The sequence below is a fragment of the Arthrobacter sp. MMS18-M83 genome, assembly GCF_026683955.1.
Taxonomy (GTDB): Bacteria; Actinomycetota; Actinomycetes; order Actinomycetales; family Micrococcaceae; genus Arthrobacter.
The window spans coordinates 4,810,834-4,834,338 of record NZ_CP113343.1 but is presented as its reverse complement, the minus strand read 5'-3'; the positions used below and the strand labels follow the sequence as shown (position 1 = coordinate 4,834,338).

The window sequence follows — 23,505 nt, the reverse complement described above, 5'->3', positions numbered from 1 at the left end:
GTGGGTTCGCCGTGTTGGAACTGCCGACGCGCGGGGACGCGGTCGAGTGGGTACGGAAGATCGCGGTGGCCTGCCGTTGCCCGCAGGAGCTCCGCGAGTTCATGTACGACCCCCAGAGCTATCGTTCGTCAGCGCAGGCGCCGGTTCCTAACCGCCATTTCCCTTGCCGTTGCCCTTGTGCCGCCCCGGGGCCGGTGCCACCGGAACAGGCGCAACCGGCGTCGAGGCCTCAACGCTCGGTGAGGGCGTTGGCGTAGGGGTGCTGGGCGTCGGCGTTGCCGAAACGGACCGGTCCGGGGCGGCGGGAGCAGGGGGCTGGAAGGCGCTCACACCAACGATCACCAGGGCGGCGGTAAGAAGTGCGGCGCCCACAGCCCACGCCGGTCTGCGCGCGCGGCTTACCGGCTTCCCTCGCCATTGGCGCCCGTTTCTTAAGGCCGGCCCGACGACGTCGCCCCCGCCCGCGATTTCGCCCGCCGTTGCCGCGGGCCGCACCCGCATCTGGATGGTTGCCTTGGCTGTCCGGGGCGGACGGTCGGGCATACGGGGAAGGGTCTGCGTGGCTCCGCTGGCGCCAACGGGCGTCGCCGCAGGGACGCCGGAACTGACGGCGCTCCGAAGTGCTTGCTCAACCTCTAGTGCGCCGGGCCGTGTGGAAGGCTCAGTCGATGTCATGGCGGTGAGGAGGTCAACCCACCGTGTCCCCAGGGCCTCCGGCACACGGGGTGGGCGATGGAGCCTCGCAACGGCCGACTCCACGCTGGTTCCCGGGTATTCGAGCTTTCCGGTCAGGCATTCGAGGAGGAGAAGTCCGAGGGAGTAGATATCGCTAGCCGGTCCGAGGGCAGAGCCGGTGGCCTGTTCCGGGCTCAGGTAGGCGGCGGTTCCCACCATGGTGCCTGTTGCGGTCAAGCGCGTCCCCTCGATGATGCGCGCGATTCCGAAGTCGGTGAGCTTGGCCCGGATGGGGGATCCTACGGGGGCGTCAGGCAGGAGGACATTCGCGGGTTTGATATCGCGGTGGATGATCCCGCGCCCATGGACGTATTCCAGGGCCGAAGCCAGATCCGCTCCTATGTTGGCTACATCCTGTGTCGTCAGCGGTCGGTCCCGCAACTTGGCATACAGGTCCGGACCGTGAATCAGTTCCATGGTGAGGAATGTCCGGGCATGCTCCGGGTCCCGATGGTCGGTACCCGCGTCCAAGAGAGTGACGAGCGAGGGATGATTGAATGTCGCCAAGAGCCGCATTTCGTTTTCGTGCCGGGCGAGCTCGTCCGGGCCTCCCAATAGCGGAGCAAAGAGTTTCAGCGCCACGTCGCGGCCCAGTCTCTCATCCTGTGCCTGGTACACGGACGCCGTCGCTCCGCGGCCGATCAGGCTTCCCAGCCTGTATCGACCTGCTACAAGAGCATCGTTCTCTCCGGTGATAGAGCCATCCGGCACAGCTCCCCTCGCTTTCTTGAACCTGCGGAAACTGCAATGCAGCTTGCGAGACACACGCCCCTCTAGGGTAATCGTCCCGAGCGCCCAGAAAGTTACGGTTCGGCCGAAAGTCCCCTGACAAGATGAATGGCGGGTGAACAAAGGCCCGAGCGCCCGTCCGCGGGGTGATATTCAGCGGCTTCTGTGCCTACGTTGGTGCGGGAGTTCCGATACCGGAGCGCGCGGTGAGGCAACCGCAACCCAGTCCGTGAAATATCCAATGAGCAATCAAGAAGAGAATTCCGGAGGTCTTCATGCCTATTCTGACTAGTCTTGCAGCCAGTAAAGCAGTGATCACCATGATCACTGCTGGGGCCATTGCAGCAGGAGGCGGCGCCGCCGCCTTTACCAGCATCAGCACCACAGAAGCGCCGGCTCCTGCGTCCACCGCATCGGCCAGCCCGTCGCCGTCGGCGCCTTTGGTGCCTCCGACGACGGCGGTACCCCTTGAGAAGGCTCCCGAGACGGAGCCCTCGGGCCACTCGGAGTCGGCTCCCGCAACTGAGGCGCCAGCTGAGGAGGAGACCAGCGGCCCGGCGTCCACCCGGACTCCGAGCCCACCAGCTCCAGCTCCAACCCACGCGTCACCTTCGTCCAACGCCTCGGCGGTTGACCCCGCTGATCGTGACGACGACGGAATGACGGAGGTCAAGGACGGAGACGCTGGCGACCGCACGGCGGACCACGAGTCGAAGGGTAAAGGCCAGCACAAGCCGGACCGCGCCCATGCCGAGGGCAACTCGGACGCCGGCAAGCGCTAGGGGTTCCCAGCCAGAAGACTGGCTTATGCGCAGCCCGTAGCGGGAGGGTCTTTCGGCCCTCCCGCTACGGGGCTGTCCCGCTCCGTAGGTCCTGCCCGCTCGCTTGCCGGGCCAGATCGAGGGTCTTTGAAATGACGGACACGCGCTGCTCCACGGTTGCGTGCGGAGGGGCGGCCACCTTGATTCCTCGAAAGTCGTTGCCGGCCCCGGGGCCTGCGGCGCGCAGGCATTCCTCCATGCGTTCCACGGTCAGGAGGGACGCGACCTCGAGGACGTCGAGGCCGGTAGCCAAAGCCGGTTCGGTTGGATTCGCATCGCTTGCCGCGGCGGGCGCGGGCGGGACATGCACGTCGGCCCAGGCCGCGCCGTAGCGGGTATCAACGCCCGCGCAGCCCGAGAGCACGAAACCTCCGAGCAGGTCACCCTCGCGAAGGAAATTGATGTGCTCCAGGGCTGCATCCGGTCTGCGTTGCTCAAGGACTGAACGCCCCCAATTGATGGCAATTCCCATGGGCCGGCCGGTTGACTCGACCACACGGTTCACGGTCTCGGCCTCATCCTCGAGGGCAAGGAACCCCTTGGCCGGTGCCTGGCCATGGACAAATGCGTCACAGTGTTCGAGCGCAAGCCGTGCACCGTTCCACTCCCACTGCGAAATTTCGGCCAACGACTCGGACAGGGCGGCCGTGGAGGCACGTTGCCCATCTGCCCACGGGGCTGAGTGGATCTCAAGCGCAGCAACCGCGGGCCGGCCTACGCGCTCGTTGAGCCTTCCGACGGCCTTCAGCGCATCGCGAATGAAGTCGATCGCTGCCCGGCGCCCGGCTGTGGAGGTTGAGGCCAACCCGAAGCACGGGTCTGAACCGAGCCTGGCCATGGTCCCGGGAATGGTCGTCACCACAAAGTCCGCTTTGTCAGGCAATTGCTGCAGGAACCAGGCTTCGTCGTCTTTGTGCAGCGCTCCCGTGAACGGGACTTCGAGGCCGGCAACGCCTTCCAGTTCCACAACGGATTTCAGGAATCTTCCTTCAGTCGATGGGTTCCAACCGGTCAGGCTTGGAGCGGCGGCATACGCTCCCACGAAAAACCCGGTCATCGGCTGACCGGTTCATGGTTGCCCAGGAGCCGCAATTCTTCGCGGCGCGGGAGCCCTTCCCAGTCGCCGGGTACCAGGCAAACAAATGCCCCTGTGCTTACGGCAGTTTGAAGCCGCTCCCGGGGCTGGCGTCCTTCGATAAATTCGGCCAAATAGCCGGCCACGAACGCGTCGCCGGCGCCCACGGTGTCGAGGGCTTCGATGGCCAGTGCTTCCTGCCGGAAGACCTGGCTTTCAATGCAAGCCAGGGCTCCTTCGGCGCCCAACTTGATAACCACTTGGCTTGGGCCCATGGCGGCAATGCGCCTGGCGGCTTCTTCGGCGTCGGCGGCGGGTCCGACGGCGAGCCGGGCTTCCTCAAGTCCCGCGAACACGATGTCCGCGCGCGGGATGATCTCGCGGTAGGCGCTTCCGGCGGTTTCGGCTGCCCAGAGCTTGCTGCGGTAGTTCAGGTCGAAGGAGACCGGAACGCCCGATGCTTTGGCTGCTGCGATCGCGTACCGGAGCGTGGAAGCAGCTTGGGAAGAGAGCGCCGGCGTTATTCCGCTGACGTGGAGCAGGGCGGCCCCGGCGATCAGCCGTTCGTCGACGTCGTCGGGGGCAATCCGTGAGCCCGCGCTGCCGGACCGGTAGTAGGCGACCTTCTGGGCTGAGGGGGTCCGGCGTTCCTTGATCATCAGGCCGGTCGGCGCCTCGTCGTCAACAGTCACGCGGACGTCGACGCCCTCGGCGCGGATCTCCCGCTCCACAAGCTGACCGAGGGAATCCGCACCGATGCGGCCGCACCAGACACTTTGGACGCCCAAGCGTTGCAGGCCGATGGCGACATTGGACTCAGACCCTCCGATGCCGAGGCTCATCGTGGAGGCATGGGCCAACGGGCCGGCCTTGTCCGATGACATGAGCGCCATGGTTTCGCCGAGGGTCACGACGTATGCCTTGCTGTTCATCGCTCGCCACGTGCCTCATCAACGAGGTTGCGGACCCGTCGCGCACGTGCGGTCAACTCGGTCAGGCTCCCGACTTTGAACGCGTCGCCAAGAAGTGGCCCTCCGAGGCTGACTGCCAATGCGCCGGCGCGGATCCATGCCGGCACGTCCTCGATGTCGACCCCGCCGGACGGAACCACCTGGATGTCCGGAAAGGGGCCGCGCAACTGGGATACGTAGCCAGGACCGACCGTCGAGGCTGGGAAGACTTTGACGGCGGTGGCACCAAGCTTCCAACCGGCGTGGAGTTCGGTGGGGGTCAGCCCACCCGGGAAGACGGGCACGCCGCGCATTGTGCACACGGTGATGACATCCGGTTCAGTGATGGGCGTGACGATGTAGGCGGCACCCAGGTCGAGTGCCGTTTCGGCCTCGGCAGCAGTGGTCACGGTGCCGACGCCGAGTTCAACGGAGTTGCCGAACCGCTCTTGCAGTCGGGGAAGCTCGTCGAACACTCCCGGTGTGCTCAGAGTCAATTCGATACTGAGCACGCCGCCATCCCGGAGGGCCTCGATGACGGGGGTGTAGTCCTTCGCGTGCCGGGCCCGCAGCACCGCCACGACCCTGGTGTCGCGGAGGATGGCGGATGGTGCCGGGCGGGAGACGGTGTCCGGGGTTTCGAGGCGGGGCATGGAAGTCCTTCGTGCGGTTTTTGGTTGGCGGGGTTCCGACGGCGGCGCGTGCCGCCGTCGGACCTTCGGGTGTTACTGGACGTGCTGCGCTTCGGCGGTCACCGGGATAACCCCGCTTTTGCTGTGCGCGGCGTCCTCGGGGTCCGTGAGGTCGCGGTTCAGGGTCTCAGGGGACATCCGGGTGGCGATGAAGCTGATGAGCATGGTTGCGGACATGTAGATCGCTACAGGAATCCAGGAGTTGCTGAACATGCCCAGCAGCGCAGCGCAGATCATGGGGGCGATACCTCCGCCAATGATGGAGGAGAACTCGCGGCCCAAGGTGACTCCTGCGTACCGGTAGCGGCTGCCGAAGATCTCAGGGAAGTAGCTCATGTGCACGCCCACCACGCCTTGGCAGGCCAGGACGAAGCCGACCACGATCACCAACACGATGGCTACCGGCGACCCTGTGGTCAGTAGGAGGAATGCGGGGGCGGGGAAGAGGATGAGCGCCCCGGTGATGAGGGAGACGACGCGCCGGCGCCCGATCTTGTCGGACAGGATTCCGAAGGAAACGGCCGCGATGCCGCCGCAAAGTGAACCGATGAGGAGCACGGGAGGAATGAACTTCGGGTCCGTTCCGATCACGGTGATGAGGTAGGAGGCCATGAACACCTGGATGGTGTAGGACTGGGTGCTGACGCCGAGGTTCATGAGGATGACGCGCAGGACGTTGGCCTTGCCATACTTGGCAACCTCCCTCAGGGGTGCCGGGGGTTCCGTGCGGGCCTGCTTGATCTCCTCGAAGACCGGTGATTCGTCGAGCTTGCGCCGGATGACCAGCGCGGCGATGGTAACGAAGATGCTGGAGAGGAAGACGAGCCTCCAGCCCCACGTGAGCATGTCGTTGGGTGCCAGGGACTGCGCTGCGATCCACACGAGTGCGCCGAGCGCCGTTCCGGCGGCTGCACCAACCATGATGAGGGAAGCCAGCTTGCCTCGGGTTCCGGGGGCTGCGGACTCTGTGAGCAGGGTTGCGCCGCCCGATTGTTCGGCACCGGCGCCGAAGCCCTGGGCTGCACGGCAGACACAAAGCAGGACCGGGGCAAAGATGCCGATCTGGCCGAACGTCGGAAGGAGCCCGATGGCCAGCGTGGCCCCGCCCATCAGGAGCAGGGTGACGACGAGGACCCATTTCCGGCCAAGCCGGTCGCCGAAGTGGGAGAAGAAAATCCCGCCGAGGGGCCGGAACAGGAATCCGACGGCGAAAGTGGTGAAGCTGGCGAGAAGTGCCGCGGCGGGCGAGATGTTGGGGAAGAAGAGCTTGCTGAAGACCAGCGCCGACGCCGTTCCATAGATGACGAAATCGTAGAGTTCCAGGGTGGTGCCGATAAGTCCGGCGACGGCGGCCTTCCGGACCTTGCTTTGGTCCACCGGCGTGGGTGGGAGGTTTGCTGCTGTGGTCATTTCCATACTCCTTTGAATGGATGCCCGCTGGCCTGTAGGTGGGCCGAGTCAGTAGGTGATGAGGACTTTGAGGTTGGTGGGGTCTGTCACTGGGGCCGTGAGAGCGGCCGCGGCGTTGGTGAGGTCAAACGTGGAGGTGATGATGGACCGGAGGTCCACAACCCCCGATGAGGCGAGCTGGATCGCCGTCGGGAATGCGTTGGCGTAGCGGAATGCGGTCACCAGGTCGATTTCGTAGCGTTGGAGGAATCCGAGTGGGATGCCGTCCACGGTGGGACGGGCCTGGCCCACCACTGTGGCCCGGGCTGCGGGGGCCAAGGTCTGGATGCCGTCGGCCAGCGCCTTGCTGTTGCCGGAGCATTCGATCAGGCGATCCAGGTCCCTCAGGCCAAGGGCTTCGTTGGCCGTGTTGATGGTCTTCGTCGCCCCGAAGGCCGCCGCAACAGCCAGCCGATCGTCGTTGACGTCCGTCACGATGATCTCGGACGCTCCGCGGGATGCCACGACTTGCGCGACGAGTAGCCCGATCGGGCCGGCACCCGTGATCAGTACTCGGTGCCCGGCCTCGACCTGGGCCCGTTCAACCGCCCAGACCGCGACGGCGAGCGGCTCGATTGCTGCCCCGATGTCGGCCGGGATGTTGTCCGGAAGTTCGTGAAGGGCGGTCTCGGGAACCACCACGTGGCGGGCGAACAGTCCGTCTGTGGGCGGGGAACCGAAGCACGTCCCCGTAGGACACAGGTTGTATCGTCCGGAGAGGCACGTGGGGCACTTCCGGCAGGGCAACGCGGGTTCAATCACGACGGCGGTCCCTGCGGCAATGCTGGCCGCCTCACCGGCCGCGATGACAACGCCCGCTCCCTCGTGGCCCAGGACGGTGGGCTGGCGGAGGATGTTGGTGCCGTTGCGGCCGTCAGCGAAGTAGTGCATGTCCGAGCCGCAGATTCCGCCCGAACGCATTTCCACGAGGACATCGTTCGGTCCCAGGGCCTTCACGGTTTTCTGTTCGATGCGGATGTCGCCCGCACCGTGCAGGACGGCTGCCTCCGTGGTGAGCGGTAGTGAAGGTCTTTCGGCGTGGCGGACTGCTTGTGTGGTCATCGAATGCTCCGGTTCTGTGCGGGGAGAAGCGAGGTTGACTCGGATGCCGCCTGGGCGGCTGCGAGGGGGCCCTGCCCGTGAATGATGTCGATCAGCTCGCCGGTGCGGTCGATGAAGTCTTCACGCACCGCGAGTTCGTCACCCAGGAGGTGGTGCTCGCCAAGCACCTTGGCGGCAAGGTCGCGTCCGGAGGTGGATGCTGCTGCGAGTTTTTGGAGTGTTTCCCGGGCGGGGTCTTGCATCTCGTTGGCGTGGTTGCCGGGGTCGAAACCCTGCAGGGGTGCGATGCATGACAGGTACGCCGCCGTGGTGAGGGCGAGGTAGTGGGGCATGGCGCCGGCGTCGAGCATTTCCAATGCTGGAATCGGGATCCGTTGGCGCAGTTTGACCGAACCATCGCTGCCCACTTGGCTGCTCCGGTGCCCCAATGCCGAGTTGCGCCAGCGCGAGAAGAGCTGCTCCACGTAGGCGTCGACGTCGACGGCGCCGGGCACGGTGACACTCGGCAGGTACTCATCGCGGAGGACGCGGCGGGCTGCCGCCTCGACGTAGTCCATGGCAGTGGCGTCGGGAATGGTGGCTGCACCCGACAACGCTCCCAGGTAGGCGATGAGCGAATGGGTGCCGTTGAGGAGCCTGACTTTGAGTTGCTCGTATGCCGCGACGTCGTCCGTGAAGATCGCGCCTCCGGCCTCCCAGGCAGGGCGGCCGGCTATAAAGTTGTCCTCGAGGATCCACATGGTGAATGGCTCGGCGGGCACGGGGATCTGGTCCGCATAGCCGAGCTGCTCGGCGACGAGCCTGCGGTAGTGGTTTGTCGTGGCGGGCACGATCCTGTCCACCATGGACGAAGGGAACGTTACGTTGGCGTCGATCCATGGCAGCGTTTCCGCGGCCTCAGAGGCAGGCAGCAATGAAACGAATTCGCGGACGAGCCGTTGAGTGTGGTGTCCGTTGTCCTCGAGGTTGTCGCAGCTGAGGACTGTCAGCGGCTTGCCGTGGGTCCGTGCGCGCTGCTGGAGGCCGCGGACGATCTGCCCGATCGGGGTGCGGGGGACCGGGCCGTTGGCGAGGTCGTGCTGGACGTCAGGATCGGCGACGTTGAGGGACCCGGTTGCGGGACTGTAGGTGTAGCCGCTTTCGGTGACGGTCAGCGATACGATGCGCGTGGTCTCGGCGCCAATGGCCGCCACAACGCGCTGCGGTTCCTGTGCCGCAACGAAGGCATCCGTGTGCACGCGTGGCGTCGAGAACGTCGATCCGTCGGGCGAGATCTCGACGACGGTGTAGAGCATGTCCTGCGCGTGCATCGCATCCGTGATGGCGCTGGAGCGGCTGGAGATTCCGATGATTCCCCAGTCGCCGCCATGGGCGGCCATGGCGGCTTCCGTGTAGACCGCCTGATGGGCGCGGTGGAAGTTGCCCAGGCCGAGGTGCACGATCCCCGGGGCAGGAGCTTCCGTTCGGCACACGATTCCAGGTGTTTCGGCGCCCAGCGGCGGGAGGCTTGACGTGGCCATGGTTCACCAGTCCTTCATGGAGCCGTCGAGTTCCCGGGCGATGGGCAGGTAGGCCTGCGCGTACGGGAAGCGGGCAGCGGCTTCTTCGTCCACGTGGACGCCCAGTCCAGGCTCGTCGCCAGGGTGCAGGTAGCCGTCTTCGAAGCGGAAACTGGACTGGAAGACCTCGGACACCATGGGGTCGTAGCCCATGTATTCCTGGATGGCGAAGTTGCTCGTGGCCAGGCCAAGGTGCAGCGATGCCGAGAGGTTGATGGGGGAGACATCCGAAGGCCCGTGCGGGGCGCCCTTGATCTGGTAGACCTCGGCCAGCGCCAGGATCTTGCGGACGTGGGAGATGCCTCCGGCGTGCACGACGGCGGTGCGGATGTAGTCGATGAGCCGTTCAGTGATGAGCAACTCGGCGTCCCAGACGGTGTTGAAGACTTCGCCGATGGCCAGCGGGATCGTGGTCTGCTGGCGCAGCGTACGGAGCAGGCGCTGGTTCTCGGCGGGGGTGACGTCTTCCAGCCAGAACAGGTCCACGTCTTCCAAGGAGCGGGCCAACCGGGCAGCCTCGGTGGGGTTGAGGCGGTGGTGGACGTCGTGGAGCAATTTGAGCTCCGGGCCGACGTGTTCACGGACTGCGGAGAGGATCTTTGGTGCGTGGCGCAGGTAGGCCGAGGTGTCCCAGTCTTCTTCGACAGGTCCGGCGCCGCGTCCGGCGGGTTCGTAGCTCGCGGCGCCCTTCGTGACGCCGTAGACCTTCGACAGGCCAGGGACGCCCGACTGTGCCCGGACGGCGCGGAAGCCTTGCTCGCGGCGCTGGTCTATCGAGTCCAACAGCTCAGGCAGGTCCCATCCGGTGGCGTGCGTGTAGGTGAGGATCTTGTCGCGGGCTGCGCCGCCAAGGAGTTGGTAGACCGGAACGCCGAGGGCCTTGCCTTTGATGTCCCAGAGGGCGAGGTCGATGGCGCCGATTGCGGCCATGGTCACAGGCCCGCGGCGCCAGTAGGCCCCTTTGTAAAAGTATTGCCAGGTGTCTTCGATGCGGTCCGCGTCCCTGCCCACCAGGGCCGGGCCGAGGTGATCGCGGAGGTAGCTCGCAACAGAAAGTTCGCGGCCGTTCAGGGTGGCGTCACCCCAACCGACCAGGCCGTCGTCGGTGGTGATCTTGAGCGTGACAAAGTTGCGGCTGGGGCTGGTTACCAGGACGTCGACGTCGACGATTTTTCGGGTCATCGGGAAATCACTACATTCTTCAGTGGTTCATTTTTGGAAAGGCGGGTGATGTTTTCGGCGATCTCGAGCGCGCGGCTGCGGAAGGTTTCCGCGGTGACGCCGGAGGAGTGCGGGGTCATGATGATGTTGTCCAGCCGGCCGAACGGAAGGGCGGACGGTTCGCCGCGGCCGTCGGTCCCCGGGTATTGGTACCAGACGTCGATTGCGGCCCCTGCGATCCGCCGGTCTTTCAGGGCTTCGTAGAGGGCGCTTTCATCAACGACAGGTCCACGGGCAATGTTGACGAGCAATCCGTCCGGGCCAAGGTCGTCGAGTTCAGCGGCGCTGATGATGCCGGTGGTCTGCTCAGAGAGCGGGATGCTGACCACCAGGATGTCCGATTCACTGAGTGCCTCGCCAAGCCGTTCGGTAGTGCCGGCCCAGCGCAGGGAGTTGGCCTGGGCGTCCACGCTGCCGCTGCGGGTAATAGCGATGCCTTCAGCGCCGAAAGCCTTGAGGAGCGCCCATGCCGCGCCGCCGATGTGTCCGAACCCGAGGAATGTCACCACGGCCCCGCGAAGGGTTTCGGGCTGGCGGATCTCGGGGGAGTAAACGGAGGAAGACCAGACGCCGCTCCGGAGAGCCGCGTCCTGGGCGATCAGGTTGCGGCGCAGGGCTACCAGTACCGCGGCGACGTGTTCGGCGATGGAGCTTTCGTGGTGGAAGGCGTTGGCGCAGACCGCCCCGGCGGGCAAAGCATCGGCGTCGATGCCGTCGTAACCGGCACCTCCCACGTGGACCAGGCGCAAGTTGCCGGCGGCTGCGCCCATGGCCTCGGTGAAGCGTGGACCCACATAGACGTCGGCGTCCTTGAGGTCGGTCAGGACGGCGTGTTCGTTCCAGCTATCGTGCCAGGAGGTGAGGGATCCCTCTGGAAGGGCGGCCTCGAAGGTGGACCGCTGGGGCATCAGATTGGGGTCTGCGATGACTATTCTCATGGTTACTTTCCCTGGAGGGCTTGCTCGGCGGTGCGCGCGGCAAACGTGGAGCCACGCACGATGAGTTGGGAGCTGAGGTGGACGGCTTCCGTGGCGATCGGCTTTCCGGCCATCTGCTCAAGGAGGAGTTCGAGGCTGAGGGCACCGCTTCGGTCAATGGGTACCCGGACAGAGGTGAGTCCCGGTTCGGCTGCGGCGGCGATGTCAAGGTCGTCGATGCCGACAACGCTGATGTCCTCCGGGCAGTGGTAGCCGAGGGTCCGGGCCCCGGCGAGCATGCCGATGGCGACGAGGTCGTTGTAGGCGATGACTGCGGTGGCACCGCTGGCGACTACCGACGCCGCTGCTGCCAGTCCGCCGTCGACCGTTGCGTTCTGGTTCCCGACCGTGACGAGTTCAATGCCCCACTCAGCGCAGAAGCGGGTGATTGCGGCGCTGCGCTGGCCGTTTGCCCATGACGACGCCGGTCCGGGGATGTAGGCGAGTTTGCGGTGGCCAAGGGCGTAGAGGTGTTCTATGGCCTGGCGGATTCCTTCGCCCGCTTCCATGAGCACACGTGCCGCGTGCTCGGCTTCGCCGTTGATGACCACCAGCGGCGCGCTGCCGGCGAGTTCGTGGATCTGCTCTGACGGCAAGCGGGGCGAGCAGAGGATGATGCCGTCCACCCCCGTCGAGAAGGACTCGAGGTGGGCGCGTTCCCGCGAGGAGGATTCCGCGGTGTCGGCCAAGACCATCCGGTGCCGGCCATGCCATGCCTGGTCCTGTATGGCCTTGATCAGGGCCGCGAAGACTGCGTTGGAGATGTCTGGGACGATGACGCCGAACGTCCGGCTGCCAGTCACTCCGGGCACGTCGTAACCCAATTGCTCGGCCGCGGCCATGACCTTCTGCCGCGTCTCAGCGGCCAGGCGTCCGGGATCTCCGAATGCGCGCGACGCTGTTGCCAGGGATACTCCCGCCAGCTTTGCGACATCCGTGAGTTTTGCCGACATCTGTCCTCCAGTTGCTTCGTTGAAACCTTGTCCTGCAAGTATGGAAAACCTTGTACAAGTTTGTCAATGGTTTGCAGAAGGTTGTTGGCGCCTGCACCGGAATAGCCTGAACCCGTTGAGCCTCGTACCACCGCGGAGTAGTGTGGCCACACCGCCAACTCGCACAACCTTGATGGGGGAGCCACCATGCCACATCCAAGACTTCGACTGGCCACCATGACGGCAGTTCTCGCCCTGAGCGTGACGAGCGGTGCCGTTGCCAGTCCCGCCTTTGCCGATCCGCGCCAGACTGAAAAGGCCGCCACCGCCACGGGATATGGAGGCGCGGTGAGCACCGTAGACCCCGAGGCATCCGCCGCCGCGATCGAGGTCCTCCGCGAGGGAGGCAACGCAGCCGACGCCGCCGTCGCCGCGGCCGCAACCCTTGGCGTGACCGAACCGTACAGCGCCGGGATCGGCGGTGGCGGATACTTCGTGTTCTATGACGCAAAGACCGGAAAGATCGGCACCATAGACGGCCGCGAGACCGCTCCGGCGGCGATGCCACATGACGCGTTCATCGACCCGAAGACCGGCAAGCCCTATAACTTCACCCCACAGCTTGTCACCAGTGGCGTCTCCGTAGGCGTCCCCGGCACAGCTGCAACCTGGGAGCGCGCCCTGGACCGCTGGGGTACGGTGAGCCTTGGAGATGCCCTCCAGCCTGCCATCAAAGTCGCAACCCGGGGCTTTGTGGTGGATCCGACATTCCGTCAGCAGACACTCGACAACAAGCTCCGCTTCGAGGCGTTCAGTTCCACGAGCAAGCTGTTCCTCCCGGGAGGCGACGCACCCGCCGTCGGAAGCGTCTTCCAGAACCACGACCTCGCCGCGACGTATCGGCTCCTCGCGAAGCAAGGCACCAGCGCCTTCTACAGCGGCCCCCTCGCGGACGAGATCGCGGCGACCGTCCAAGCGCCGCCGAAAACTGCCACCACGACGCTGCCGATTCCCGTGGGGCACATGACCACCGCAGACCTGGCGGCGTACGAACCCCTGGACCAGGCGCCCACCCACGTCGACTACCGCGGCCTTGATGTCTACGGCATGGCGCCGTCAAGCAGCGGGGGCACCACCGTGGGCGAGGCGCTCAACATCCTGGACACCGTAAATCTCTCCGAGATGTCCAAGCCGGCCGCCCTGCACCACTACCTCGAAGCGAGCGCGCTCGCGTTCGCGGACCGTGGAAAGTACGTTGGCGACCCTGCCTTTGTGGATGTTCCTACGGATGCGCTCACCGACCCGCTCTTCGGCAAGGAACGCGCCTGCCAGATTGATCCGCTGCACGCGGCTACGAAACCCGTCGCCCCGGGGGACGTATCCGGGTACGACGGCGTGTGCCCGGCTTCCGCTGCGGCGCTCGCCGATGAGAAGGACACCGAAAACATCTCCACGACCAACATGACGGTCGCGGACAAGTGGGGAAACGTGGTCGAGTACACGCTTACCATCGAGCAGACCGGCGGATCCGGAATCGTGGTGCCGGGTCGCGGGTTCCTGCTCAACAACGAGCTGACCGATTTTTCGGCCGTCTACAACGCGGCTGATCCGAACCGGATCGAGCCGGGGAAGCGACCGCGCTCCTCGATGTCCCCGACCATTATCCTCAAGGACGGCGATCCGTTCCTCGCCCTCGGCTCACCCGGCGGATCGACCATCATCACCACCGTGTTGCAGACGATCCTGAACAGGGTTGACCTGGGCATGAGCATTTCCGACGCGATAGCTTCCCCGCGTGCTTCGCAACGGAACACCGCCAAGGTCACGGCCGAGCCGGACTTCATCACGGCATACGGGAGTCAACTGACGCCGTATGGCCATCAGTTCACGCCATCAGGCGATGCCTTCACCTCGGCCGCGGAGATCGGTGCGGCAACAGCGATCGAGTTCAGACCCGACGGGCGCATGATCGCTGCCGCCGAGCCTGTCAGGCGAGGGGGAGGCTCGGCGATGGTTCTCAAACCGTCGCCATGAGCTGTGTGCGCTCGGTGAGGGGCAACCCCTGCTGTGCATGACGGACAAACGGTGGAAGAATTGTGGGTGGACCAAAACGGCCGGCGGCGCATCTCGCCTGCTGAGACCCAGGTGAGTCCCCCAGTGCGCCGTCGGTCCTGACCTTGTCGAATTCCTATGCCGCGCCGGTCCACCTGGGCGCGGTTGCCGCCCGCCGGAGTTCCTTGGTGCGGGTGCGAAATCCGTCGCTCGCCTTGCGCTGCTCATCACACGCCTGTGGAGCCGGGCTTTGGGGAAGCGTGCTCTGCGGAACCGTGCTCTGCGGAAGCGTGCTTGGAAGAGCTATCTTGGCCGGTCCTCGTGCGCCCGCAGCCGGGCAGAGGTCTGTGACCAGCCCCATGCCTGCACACTCGCGCGCAGCGGCGATGCCGGCGACCGCCCCGGACTTGTCCTCGAACGGCGTCGAAACAGCAATGACCATTCCGTCAGGTGATTTGAGGCGGAACCTGAAAAGGGAATCCCCGTCAACGAATACTTCAAACATGCCGGCCACTGCTACCTCCCGGTCTGCGGATCCAGCTGCGCAGCGACTTCACTACGGAGCGGGACGGAGCATCGCTGCGTTCCTTACCGCTGGTTTGGTGGACGATCGCCAACGCATCGCCCTCACATCACATTCAGTCTGTTCCAGCTGCGTTTGGGCTCACAAGACCGGGCGGGTAAACCCTATGTAAAACCTATCGAACCCTCAGTCTTCCGGCACACATGGTCCTCCGGCAATGCCGGCAAATCGCAGTGCCGAGCGGGTGCTCCGATTGACAGGCAAACCGAGATCTTTGCGGGCGGTCCTTTCCGGGTGAATGAGCCTAGGGTTGGAGTGGTCGGAGGACGACGGCGACGTCCAGCGCCGCCGCCGAGGCCGTTAACACTCAAGCCTCCCGGACCTCCCGTTAGATCAGCATCGCCTGCACAGATTCGTCTCCGTGAAGATCAGGGAGCGCCGTGGTCCGGTTTTGAACTGGCCATCATGCCCTTTTTGACCCGAACCGACGCCTGAAAGGCAGCAATGGTTGAGATGCATCTCAAAGAACAATGGAACCGACTAGATCCAGCGACCCAGCAATGGTTCATGGAGAATCCAGGATGCGTCATCGTGCCGCGAACAATTACGGCCACGATTAATGGAGAAACCGGCGAAAACGCCGATGTAGACCTGCACGGCGGAACCGTGCTCAGCGAAGAGGACAAGCAGTTTATTCAGACCAAAGCCCGCCAAGAGGCTCCTGCCTACCGCTTCTTTGACTCAATCGGCCCTTAGCAACCATGGCTCTTCCGGTGTGCACAGCCCGTCGTACCTAATTGCTTGGCCGGCTCACCGGGCCGGTGTTCGGACAAAAGCAGCAACTCGGACGTCAATGGTTCCGATTCATCAAGTGCTCAAGCAGGGCGAGTTCCGGGAAGCCTGGATGGCGGGCAATGCCGGCCCTCAGTTTGGCCCGAATGTGCTCTCCGTCGGGCTCGGTACCGCTGAGGACTTCGTCGATGATGCCCTGTGCCTGCTCGCGTAGGGCCGCGAGGTTGTCACTGCCGACCACCGCCGAATTCAACGCCACTTCCGGCCCTCCGAGTGGGTCAAAAGACTCTAAAGGTTCCGACATTGCCAGCCCCCAATAGTCATCCTGGCAGGTCCCGGCTGAGTCCGGGATTACCCGCATCCACTCTCGATAGTAATGAGGGCAACCGGATTGTCCACGGATCGGGAGCCGTGAACCATGAATATGGCCTCGTGTTGATGGTTTGTGACGCCGGTGGCACGATGGCCCAAGCGGTCGGCCTACGTCCGGCTCTTCCTGCCTGTGATCGCGCCGTAGATCAGCAGTACTACGACCGATCCGCCGATGGCGAGCAGCCAGGTGCGTATCGAGAAGAACTCCTGCAGGCCGCCCCCGAAAATGAGGCCACCGATCCACCCGCCCAGTATGGCGCCAACCACGCCCAGGACTAGGGTGATCAGCCAGCCGCCGCCTTGCCTGCCGGGAATGATCAATTTGGCAATTGCACCCGCGATGAGGCCAAGCAAAAGGAATCCAAAAAATCCCATCACAGTCTCGCTTTCTTGAAAAGAAATCCATCAATTTGTACTCGGAATTTCACCGATTCCGAAGGGGCCCTACCCGTTCGTGGCAGGAGTCTCTCCGAAGGGGCGCGTGGGCGGGAAGGGCAGGCCGGGGTCTGGATCGGGGACCGGTGAAGGACCCGGCTCGGGAAGGGGAACTGGTTCGGGAGTTCTTGGGCGCGGTCCGCGCTGGGGTCCCGGTCCCGGGGTCGGGACTGGCGTCGCACCTGGCTCCGGAAATGGCACGGGCTCCGGCGTCGGTGTTGGTCCTGGCTCCCGGGTAGGGTCAGGATCGCGCGTAGGGTCGGGAGGGAACTCGCTCATTGTTGCTCCTCGAATCGTGTGTGGATTCATACCGGACTTCCGTAGGGCCCACCTATTGGTGGCCCGCCCTACAGGGTTCAGTGGTCCGTCGGACGCGGCCTGCTCTCCGTGCCTGGCAAACGCTCAGAGCCGGGCAGCCCGGACGGATCGTCGAGCGTTTCTTCAGCCGTATAGTCGCCTTGGATTCGTTCGGCGGGGAGATCGAGGATGCGTTCCGTGCCGTAGTCGCCCTCGGTGTACTGCCCGACGTGAGGCTGGGCCTCGGCGTCGGCCGCATTCGTGGCCGCAGGCGCCGTTAAGTCAGGATCGACGGCGGGTAGTTCCGAGGTGGTGGCGGCGCCGAAGGCCTCCCCTGCGTCATCGACATCGCCGTCGGCCACGGAGCCGCGCCAGGCACCTGTCTCCTGGCCGCGTGCCTCGATGAATTCCTTGAACTTGTCCAAGTCTGCCGAAACCCGCATATCGTCGATGCCGACCAGCGATCCGGCCTTCTCAACGAAGCTCTCCGGCTCCCACTCGATCTCCACGTTGACGCGGGTTCGATCCCGGCCGAGCGGTTCGAACCGTACCGAGCCCGCGTTCCGCGGACCGTCGATACTTGCCCAGCTGACCAATGAATCTGGAACTTGCTCCAGGATTCGGGCGTTAAAGTCGCGCTTGACCCCGCCGACGTTGGTGGAAAAATGCAACGCGGTCTCGTCGATCTGTCGGACCGCCTCCACGCCCTTCATGAATTCCGGGAAAGATTCGAACTGGGTCCATTGGTTGTAAGCCACTGAAACGGGGACTTCCACGTCGATTGTTCGGTTAACGGTAGCCATGTTCATGCTCCTTGCTTGCGTTTGTTCCTGCGGAGGTTGGTGGTCGTTTAGGCGATCTAGCCAGCGTCGAATGTTTCGCCGTCGTCATCTTTCGGGGACTCTTCCTTGGGCAGCCCTGTTGCTTCGCCCTTCGGTTCCGACGAGAAAGACCTGCCGGGCTCGGTCCCTTCCGAGTTCGAGTCGTCCAGTTCGGCATCGGCCGATGGGACGGCGGTCGATCCGTTGCGCCCGTCCTCCGACGTCGAAGTGGCCTCTTCATTGTGCCGATTCGCCTGCCGGGCCTCGCGTCCTGCTGTTTCTTGTTCAGGCGTCGGGGTTCCGTAGCCTCCGGCTTCCTCTTCCGCGGTTGCGTGTTGCTTGTCCATGGTGGCCTTTCCGTGCTGGTTGAACCTGATGATGGATAATCAAGGACCCTGCTGCTAGAGGCCTTTTCCGCCGGTCATGGCGTAGTCAATCAGTTGCGGCGAAGGGTTGAACGCCTGTATGGAGGCAGTGACGATGATCGAGGCCCCGGGCTTCAGGTGGGGGATCGCCGCGCGGGCAGTCCACATCAACGAGTACAGGTTGGTCTTGAAGACCCGGTCCATTTCCTCGGTCGGCAAGGTCTCGAGTCCTTCCCGGTTCTTTTGATATCCGGCGTTCAGAACCAGAGTGTCCAGCCGGCCGAATTCGGTCACAGTGCGTTCCACCATGGTCTGGGCCGAACTCCTCCAACGGCCGTCGCCCGGCAGCTTATTCACCGCAGGCGCTGTGGTATCCGTGATGCACGGCGTCCAACAGCTTTTCGCACCGGAGCCAGCCGATGATTTCGAGGTCGCCTATGTTGTCTTGGCGATTTCCTTTGTGCTCGAAGGGGCCTCGTTCATCCAGGCGTTCCGGCAGGCGCGCAAGTCCGCCAGGGAACTTGAACGCCGCACTTTGGAACAAGTGCTCAAGAGTTCGGATCCCACAATGCGTGCCGTCTTCGCGGAGGACAGTGCCGCGTTGATCGGCCTGATCATTGCCTTCTTCGGCATCTTCTTGCACCAGACTACGGATTCGCCTGTTCCGGACGCTCTCGGGTCTATTCTTGTGGGCATCCTTCTCGGGGTTATCGCGGTGGTGCTGATAGATCGCAACCGACGCTTCCTGGTAGGCCAGGGCGTTACCCCCGAGCTTGAGAAATCGATGGCGATCCGGGTCTTGGAACATACGGAGATCGAGCGCCTGACCTATCTGCACTTGGAATTTGTGGGGCCACGGAATCTGTATTTGGTCGCGGCTGTGGACATCAAAGGTGACCTACGGGAGCACGACGTGGCCGTGGCCCTGCGCCGCGTTGAGCGCGAACTTGAGGACGAGGAGACCGTCGAGGAGGCCGTGCTGACACTCTCCACACCGGACGAACCTTCACTTGCCTTTGGCGTTCGTCCGCCCTCACCGGCGGTCGAGTAGCAAGCCCGACGGCGGCGAGCAAGAGCGTCGGCAGCCGTAGCCCCGGATCGGCCGGAGGCCGCTCTGGACCATCCCTCGGTAGAAGGGAAGAATGATTGAAGATTCCGAACATGGAGGGGAGCCCGCATAGTGGATGACGCCCGGGCTGAGATTCTGTCCCTTCTCGGGTTGGACCCCATTCGCTCTTATCAAGCTGCGAAAGTTGTTCGTGGTCCTCGTGTGCAACAGGGGAAGGTCCTTCGCGAGCGCCTTGAGATTTGGGCGGACGATGGGCATGTTGTCCCTTGTCTCTTCCTTACGCCGATCGACGACGATCATCAGGCGGGGGCAGTGGTGGCCGTCCACCAGCACGCCGGAAACTATGCCTTGGGAAAGGGCGAGCTTGCCGGGCTTGACGGTGACCCGCAAATGGCGTTTGCCCTTGAACTGGCAGAGGCAGGCATGCCGACGCTGGTCCCCGACCTTCTTGGATTCGAGGAGCGGCAACGCAACACGGCGGACCCTTGGCAAGCGGAACACCGCGAGGCATGGAACCTGGTGGTGTCCGGATCGACGTGGCAAGGCCTCCACACGGGGGACATCGCCATGGTCACCGGATGGCTTGACGCCGAAGTTCGCGGACCCCTAGGGATTGCAGGTCATTCGCTGGGCGGTCAGATCGGACTCTTCAATCTAGCTTGCGATCTGAGGCTGCGTGCCGGGGTCCTCAGCTGCGGGATCGGGACCCTTGAGTCATTTGAACGGGAGGCCATTTCGCATAACCCAGCGTGGTTTGTGCCGAATCTTCGCAAAGCCGGTGACACCCACCTGGTGGCTCAAGCTATCGAAAACCAGCGTGTCATGATCGTCGCCGGACGGAATGATCCGCTGTTTCCCTTTTCGGACGTCCAAGGCCTCATCAGTTCCTTCCGGGAAGGCGTCGCCGATTTTGTCCCTTTTCAAGGCGGGCACGCTTTTCCGGCCGCGCAGAGAAGACGTGCCGTCTCTTGGTTGAGGGCTAGCCTGATCGCAGCCCGATCAATGCCCTAGTCAGCGGTCACGCGCCACCTTCGGCAGGTGCGGTTTGAGGTTGTTCTGCCAGCTCCTGGGTGGCGGCCCAGCTCGCGAGGAGGCGAAGCGCATCCGCGGAGGGGGAACCGGGTTCTGCAGGGTAGATGAACAGCGAGAGCCCGGTGTCGGCCGAGAGTTCCATCGCTTCGAACAGCAGGCGGAGTTCCCCCACTACGGGGTGGTGGAAATGCTTGAACCCGGTGTAGTGGCGGCGCACGTTATGCGCTGCCCAGCGGGTGCGGAACTCGTCACTGCGGGTGGATAGCTCACCAACGAGATCGCTTAGTCCGCGGTCGAACGGATCGCGACCGGCCTCGGCGCGGAGGATGGCCACCATGTTGTTGGCTGCGAGCTCCCAGTCCGGGAAGAACCGGCGGGCGCGTTCTTCGTCCAGGAAAATGAAACGCGCATAGTTGGCCGGACGGACCGGGTTGACATACATTTCCGAGTGCAAGGCAATGCCGAGCCTGTTGGCCGCCAGGATGTCCATGCGTGCGTTGCGAACAAACGCGGGCGCATCGGTGATGGCGTCAAGGACAAACTGGACGCTCGGCCGGACGTGTTGTGGTGTGGTTCGACGCTGCCGCTTGCTTGTTCCGGCGGTGCGGGCCAGATCGAACAAATGTGAGTGCTCTGCCTCGTCAAGTTGCAGCGCCCTGGCCAGTGCTTCCAGGACGCTTTCGGACACCCCTGCAAGGTTTCCGCGCTCGAGCCGGGTGTAATACTCAACGCTTACCCCGGCCAGGGTCGCCACTTCGCCGCGGCGAAGTCCGGGCACTCGCCGATTGCCGCCCGACGCCGGTACCCCCGCCTGATCTGGCGTTAGCTTCGCGCGCCGGGAGGCAAGAAATCGCGAACGTCATTGCGGTTGTCCATGCGATCAACGATAGTGACCTTTCGGCAACGCGAGGGAGTCCCTGCCAGTACCTCCATGGCCAGAGGCCCGGGCCTTGGGCTAGAAAATCTGGAAGTCGCCGGCGTCGGCGTTCGCTGATGGGTACACAACAGGTTCCCGGCCCAACTCAAGCAGGACGTCGTTGATGCTCATCTGTCCGTCCAGTTGCACGGCTGGGACGAAGGCGGTTTCGGATTCGACTTCAGCGGTCATGGATCGATCTTATGTGCGGCCGGGTTCACTGACGCGCTGAACACGCGCCTCCGGAGTAAGACGCCGGGGCTGCTTTTCGTTCGACGCTCAGGGTTTTTGGGATGCAGCCGCGGAGGGGGAGAGATCGGAGAGCGTGAGCTGGTGTGCCGGCGCCTTGGGAAAGGGGTAGCTTGTAGTCACTCCCAGGTCCGGACCGACGTGGACCAGCGCTCCGCCAGCCAACGGCCTCCATGCCGGGGTGTCATCCATCGGTTCGGTGGCAATGAGGACGTGTCCGGAATGGGCGAGCTCCTTGCTGTGGGCGCGGATACGGGAGCTCCGCGCGTCCAACGGAACCGCATCGCCGGGACCGGCGGGCTGCCGTTCCAGAATGTGCAGTTCGTGAGTGTTCGGGAACCTAACCGCCCAAAGGTCGGTCGCCGTCGTCAGAATGAGGTTCAAGCTGAAGACCGGAAGCTCATGGGCGATCCAGCTGATCGCTTGGGTGATACCTTCGCCGACGTCGCCGCCTGCTCGCCTGCTCTCTGCAGTAATCAGGGCGAAGAGGCGCTCACTGTCGGTCTGGCCGTGCACCAGATCCGCAACTCCGAACTCAGCCAGTCGCTGATCGAGCCGTTCAAGATCGCCGAAGGCGCCGTTGTGGGCGAACAACCTCCCGTCCTGCTCGAACGGGTGCGTGTTGACCATCGTGTGCGCGCCGGTGCTGGCATACCGAACATGGGCCAGGAACGTCGTGCTCTTCAGGATCCGCGCCTCGCGCGCAAAGGCGTGGTCCTCCCATGCGGCGAGCGGCTGTTTGGCGACGTGGGCCTTACCGTCACCGTCAAAGGTGCCTATTCCGGCGCCGTCGGGCTCGCGCCGGCTCTGGTCAGCGAGGCTGTCCGGCGCGTCCAAGAGCCAAAAGGTGGCACGCACGGGCTGGGACCCGGCGTGCAGGCCGAACAACCGGCACATGGGCATCTCTCCTTGTGAGTCGCTGCTGACTAGTGGTGGAACGCCTGGGTTTGCCCGCCGGCGGGCATGGGTGAGGTGAGGCCGTCCAAGTACGCAACTTCCTTTTTGAGGTCGTCGAGGAAGCTGGATGCGAGGTCGCGAGTGAAGCCATTGCGGACAACGATCCTTTGCACCGTCACGTCGCTCAGACCGTCCGGCATTGGATAGGCCGGGACGAGCCACCCATTCATCCGAAGCCGTTCGGACAGGTGGTGAAGGTTCCAATTCTCCGTATAGCCGTCAGTGAGCTGCCAGGCAAAGACCGGGATGTCCGATCCGTCGCTCCACAAAGTGAATGGCTCCATCACCCCTATTTCACTGGAGAGAAAAAGCGCCACGTCGCGGGAGGTTGCCTGAACGGATTTGTATCCTTCGTATCCGAGTCGGAGGAACAAGTAGTACTGCAAGAGCACTTGGGCGCCGGGGCGGGAAAAGTTCAGGGCGAAAGTCGGCATGTTCCCACCCAGGTAACTGACGTGGAAGATCAGGTCCTCGGGCAGGGCTTGCTCATCCCGCCAGATGACCCATCCAAGGCCGGGATAGACCAAGCCATACTTGTGGCCTGAGGTATTGATTGAGGCAACCCTTGGCAAACGGAAGTCCCAGACAGTCTCCGGTTGCAGGAAAGGCGCAATCATGGCTCCGGAGGCACCGTCAACATGGATAGGAATATCGAGTCCTCGCCGTGCCTGTATCTCGTCCAACGCCGCAGAGATACTTTCCACAGGCTCATAGGATCCCGTGTAGGTCACGCCCATGATGGCCACAACGCCGATGGTGTTCTCGTCCACATACTGATCCAGTCCGTGGCCGTCGAGCGCCGGATGTTCCTTTGACACCGGAACGTACCGGGCTTCCACGTCCCAGTAGTTGCAGAATTTCTCCCAGCACACCTGCACGGCCGAGCTGAGGACAAGGTTGGGTTTGTCCGTCGAAAGGCCGGCCGCCCGCCTTGAATGTTGCCAGCGGCGCTTCAACGCGAGGCCGCCGAGCATGCATGCCTCTGAGGAGCCGATGGTGGACGTCCCCACGGACTTGGCGGGATCGGGCGCGTTCCACAGGCCTGCGAGCATGCGCCAGCAGCGGGTTTCGATCAAGGCGGTCTGGGGGTATTCGTCCTTGTCGATCATGTTCTTGTCAAACGTCTCGGCGTAGAGTTTCGACGCTTCGGGTTCCATCCACGTTCCAACAAACGTTGCGAGATTGAGGCGGGAGTTCCCGTCCAGCATGGCCTCGTCGTGGACAACCTGATAGGCCGTCGAAGGGAGGGACTCTCCGTCCGGGAGGGTGAAACGTGGAAAGATGCTGGATTCTCCCGGACGGCTGAAAACCGGGTTCAACTCAACCGCTGTGTCGGGTTCATGGGCTGATGCCCGGTGTGACCTATTGATGGTTCGCTCCTTTGACTCGCCACGGCGCTCGCCGTGGCGGTGCCACGGCTTGC

23 protein-coding genes and 2 pseudogenes are annotated in these 23,505 nt (G+C 63.9%); 5 read left to right on the top strand and 20 right to left on the bottom strand.

Annotated features, from left to right (window positions below):
- Positions 1 to 147: 147 nt before the first annotated feature.
- Positions 148 to 1,446 (bottom strand): serine/threonine-protein kinase, encoded by a 1,299-nt coding sequence (locus OW521_RS22780; protein ID WP_268021722.1) that lies wholly within the window; start codon positions 1,444 to 1,446, stop codon positions 148 to 150.
- Between the two features lie 293 nt (positions 1,447 to 1,739).
- Here OW521_RS22780 and OW521_RS22775 point away from each other — a divergent pair, with 293 nt between their 5' ends.
- Complete coding sequence (locus OW521_RS22775) at positions 1,740 to 2,246, top strand: hypothetical protein (RefSeq protein WP_268021721.1); 507 nt, start codon at positions 1,740 to 1,742, stop codon at positions 2,244 to 2,246.
- 64 nt (positions 2,247 to 2,310) lie between these two features.
- Here the strand turns inward: OW521_RS22775 and OW521_RS22770 are convergent, their stop codons facing one another.
- From OW521_RS22770 to OW521_RS22730, 9 genes are all read right to left on the bottom strand, one after another.
- Positions 2,311 to 3,342 carry a DUF4862 family protein gene (locus OW521_RS22770; RefSeq protein WP_268021720.1) on the bottom strand — a complete coding sequence of 344 codons (1,032 nt, stop codon included), beginning with the start codon at positions 3,340 to 3,342 and terminating at the stop codon, positions 2,311 to 2,313.
- The gene (locus OW521_RS22765) at positions 3,339 to 4,292 is read right to left on the bottom strand and encodes a sugar kinase (RefSeq protein ID WP_268021719.1); all 954 of its coding nucleotides are present in this window, start codon (positions 4,290 to 4,292) and stop codon (positions 3,339 to 3,341) included. Before OW521_RS22765 ends, OW521_RS22770 begins: the two co-directional genes overlap by 4 nt.
- Entirely contained in the window at positions 4,289 to 4,963 is a 675-nt protein-coding gene (locus tag OW521_RS22760; protein WP_268021718.1) for a bifunctional 4-hydroxy-2-oxoglutarate aldolase/2-dehydro-3-deoxy-phosphogluconate aldolase, read from the bottom strand. Before OW521_RS22760 ends, OW521_RS22765 begins: the two co-directional genes overlap by 4 nt.
- A gap of 72 nt (positions 4,964 to 5,035) precedes the next feature.
- Positions 5,036 to 6,412 (bottom strand): MFS transporter, encoded by a 1,377-nt coding sequence (locus OW521_RS22755; RefSeq protein WP_268021717.1) that lies wholly within the window; start codon positions 6,410 to 6,412, stop codon positions 5,036 to 5,038.
- A 48-nt stretch (positions 6,413 to 6,460) separates the two neighbouring features.
- Positions 6,461 to 7,513 (bottom strand): alcohol dehydrogenase catalytic domain-containing protein, encoded by a 1,053-nt coding sequence (locus OW521_RS22750; RefSeq protein ID WP_268021716.1) that lies wholly within the window; start codon positions 7,511 to 7,513, stop codon positions 6,461 to 6,463.
- Complete coding sequence (locus OW521_RS22745; RefSeq protein ID WP_268021715.1) at positions 7,510 to 9,033, bottom strand: mannitol dehydrogenase family protein; 1,524 nt, start codon at positions 9,031 to 9,033, stop codon at positions 7,510 to 7,512. Before OW521_RS22745 ends, OW521_RS22750 begins: the two co-directional genes overlap by 4 nt.
- A 3-nt stretch (positions 9,034 to 9,036) precedes the next feature.
- Positions 9,037 to 10,254: a D-mannonate dehydratase ManD gene (gene manD / locus OW521_RS22740; RefSeq protein WP_268021714.1), complete on the bottom strand. Its 1,218-nt coding sequence runs from the start codon at positions 10,252 to 10,254 to the stop codon at positions 9,037 to 9,039.
- Complete coding sequence (locus OW521_RS22735; RefSeq protein ID WP_268021713.1) at positions 10,251 to 11,231, bottom strand: 2-hydroxyacid dehydrogenase; 981 nt, start codon at positions 11,229 to 11,231, stop codon at positions 10,251 to 10,253. Before OW521_RS22735 ends, manD begins: the two co-directional genes overlap by 4 nt.
- A 2-nt stretch (positions 11,232 to 11,233) precedes the next feature.
- The gene (locus OW521_RS22730; RefSeq protein ID WP_268021712.1) at positions 11,234 to 12,223 is read right to left on the bottom strand and encodes a LacI family DNA-binding transcriptional regulator; all 990 of its coding nucleotides are present in this window, start codon (positions 12,221 to 12,223) and stop codon (positions 11,234 to 11,236) included.
- Between the two features lie 186 nt (positions 12,224 to 12,409).
- Here OW521_RS22730 and ggt point away from each other — a divergent pair, with 186 nt between their 5' ends.
- Positions 12,410 to 14,236: a gamma-glutamyltransferase gene (gene ggt / locus OW521_RS22725; RefSeq protein ID WP_268021711.1), complete on the top strand. Its 1,827-nt coding sequence runs from the start codon at positions 12,410 to 12,412 to the stop codon at positions 14,234 to 14,236.
- Positions 14,237 to 14,390: 154 nt separating this feature from the next.
- On the opposite strand, the gene OW521_RS22720 is transcribed toward ggt, so the two are convergent.
- Positions 14,391 to 14,759 (bottom strand): YegP family protein, encoded by a 369-nt coding sequence (locus tag OW521_RS22720; RefSeq protein WP_326493992.1) that lies wholly within the window; start codon positions 14,757 to 14,759, stop codon positions 14,391 to 14,393.
- 522 nt (positions 14,760 to 15,281) lie between these two features.
- Between OW521_RS22720 and OW521_RS22715 the strand changes: the two genes are divergently transcribed.
- Positions 15,282 to 15,533, top strand: coding sequence for a hypothetical protein (locus OW521_RS22715; RefSeq protein ID WP_326493991.1), 252 nt, complete (start codon positions 15,282 to 15,284; stop codon positions 15,531 to 15,533).
- Positions 15,534 to 15,627: 94 nt separating this feature from the next.
- On the opposite strand, the gene OW521_RS22710 is transcribed toward OW521_RS22715, so the two are convergent.
- From OW521_RS22710 to OW521_RS22690, 5 genes and pseudogenes are all read right to left on the bottom strand, one after another.
- On the bottom strand, positions 15,628 to 15,828 hold the full coding sequence (locus OW521_RS22710) for a hypothetical protein (protein ID WP_268021709.1): 201 nt from the start codon (positions 15,826 to 15,828) through the stop codon (positions 15,628 to 15,630).
- A gap of 221 nt (positions 15,829 to 16,049) precedes the next feature.
- Positions 16,050 to 16,316 (bottom strand): GlsB/YeaQ/YmgE family stress response membrane protein, encoded by a 267-nt coding sequence (locus tag OW521_RS22705; RefSeq protein ID WP_268021708.1) that lies wholly within the window; start codon positions 16,314 to 16,316, stop codon positions 16,050 to 16,052.
- A gap of 416 nt (positions 16,317 to 16,732) precedes the next feature.
- Entirely contained in the window at positions 16,733 to 17,476 is a 744-nt protein-coding gene (locus OW521_RS22700) for an SRPBCC family protein (protein ID WP_268021707.1), read from the bottom strand.
- Between the two features lie 56 nt (positions 17,477 to 17,532).
- Complete coding sequence (locus OW521_RS22695; RefSeq protein WP_268021706.1) at positions 17,533 to 17,841, bottom strand: hypothetical protein; 309 nt, start codon at positions 17,839 to 17,841, stop codon at positions 17,533 to 17,535.
- A 72-nt stretch (positions 17,842 to 17,913) separates the two neighbouring features.
- Positions 17,914 to 18,207, bottom strand: a pseudogene (locus tag OW521_RS22690) (SDR family NAD(P)-dependent oxidoreductase); the annotation flags it as partial.
- Here OW521_RS22690 and OW521_RS22685 point away from each other — a divergent pair.
- Complete coding sequence (locus OW521_RS22685) at positions 18,155 to 18,910, top strand: cation diffusion facilitator family transporter (protein WP_268021705.1); 756 nt, start codon at positions 18,155 to 18,157, stop codon at positions 18,908 to 18,910. The pseudogene OW521_RS22690 and the gene OW521_RS22685 sit on opposite strands and share 53 nt — an antisense overlap.
- 219 nt (positions 18,911 to 19,129) lie before the next feature.
- Positions 19,130 to 19,939 carry an alpha/beta hydrolase family protein gene (locus OW521_RS22680; protein WP_268021704.1) on the top strand — a complete coding sequence of 270 codons (810 nt, stop codon included), beginning with the start codon at positions 19,130 to 19,132 and terminating at the stop codon, positions 19,937 to 19,939.
- Between the two features lie 7 nt (positions 19,940 to 19,946).
- Here the strand turns inward: OW521_RS22680 and OW521_RS22675 are convergent.
- The 4 genes and pseudogenes from OW521_RS22675 to OW521_RS22660 form a co-directional block, all read right to left on the bottom strand.
- Positions 19,947 to 20,836: pseudogene (locus tag OW521_RS22675) on the bottom strand (helix-turn-helix transcriptional regulator).
- Between the two features lie 79 nt (positions 20,837 to 20,915).
- Positions 20,916 to 21,068, bottom strand: coding sequence for a hypothetical protein (locus tag OW521_RS22670; protein ID WP_268021703.1), 153 nt, complete (start codon positions 21,066 to 21,068; stop codon positions 20,916 to 20,918).
- A gap of 87 nt (positions 21,069 to 21,155) precedes the next feature.
- Entirely contained in the window at positions 21,156 to 22,022 is an 867-nt protein-coding gene (locus OW521_RS22665; RefSeq protein ID WP_268021702.1) for a class II glutamine amidotransferase, read from the bottom strand.
- Between the two features lie 29 nt (positions 22,023 to 22,051).
- Positions 22,052 to 23,452, bottom strand: coding sequence for a glutamate decarboxylase (locus tag OW521_RS22660; RefSeq protein WP_268026067.1), 1,401 nt, complete (start codon positions 23,450 to 23,452; stop codon positions 22,052 to 22,054).
- Between the last annotated feature and the right edge of the window lie 53 nt (positions 23,453 to 23,505).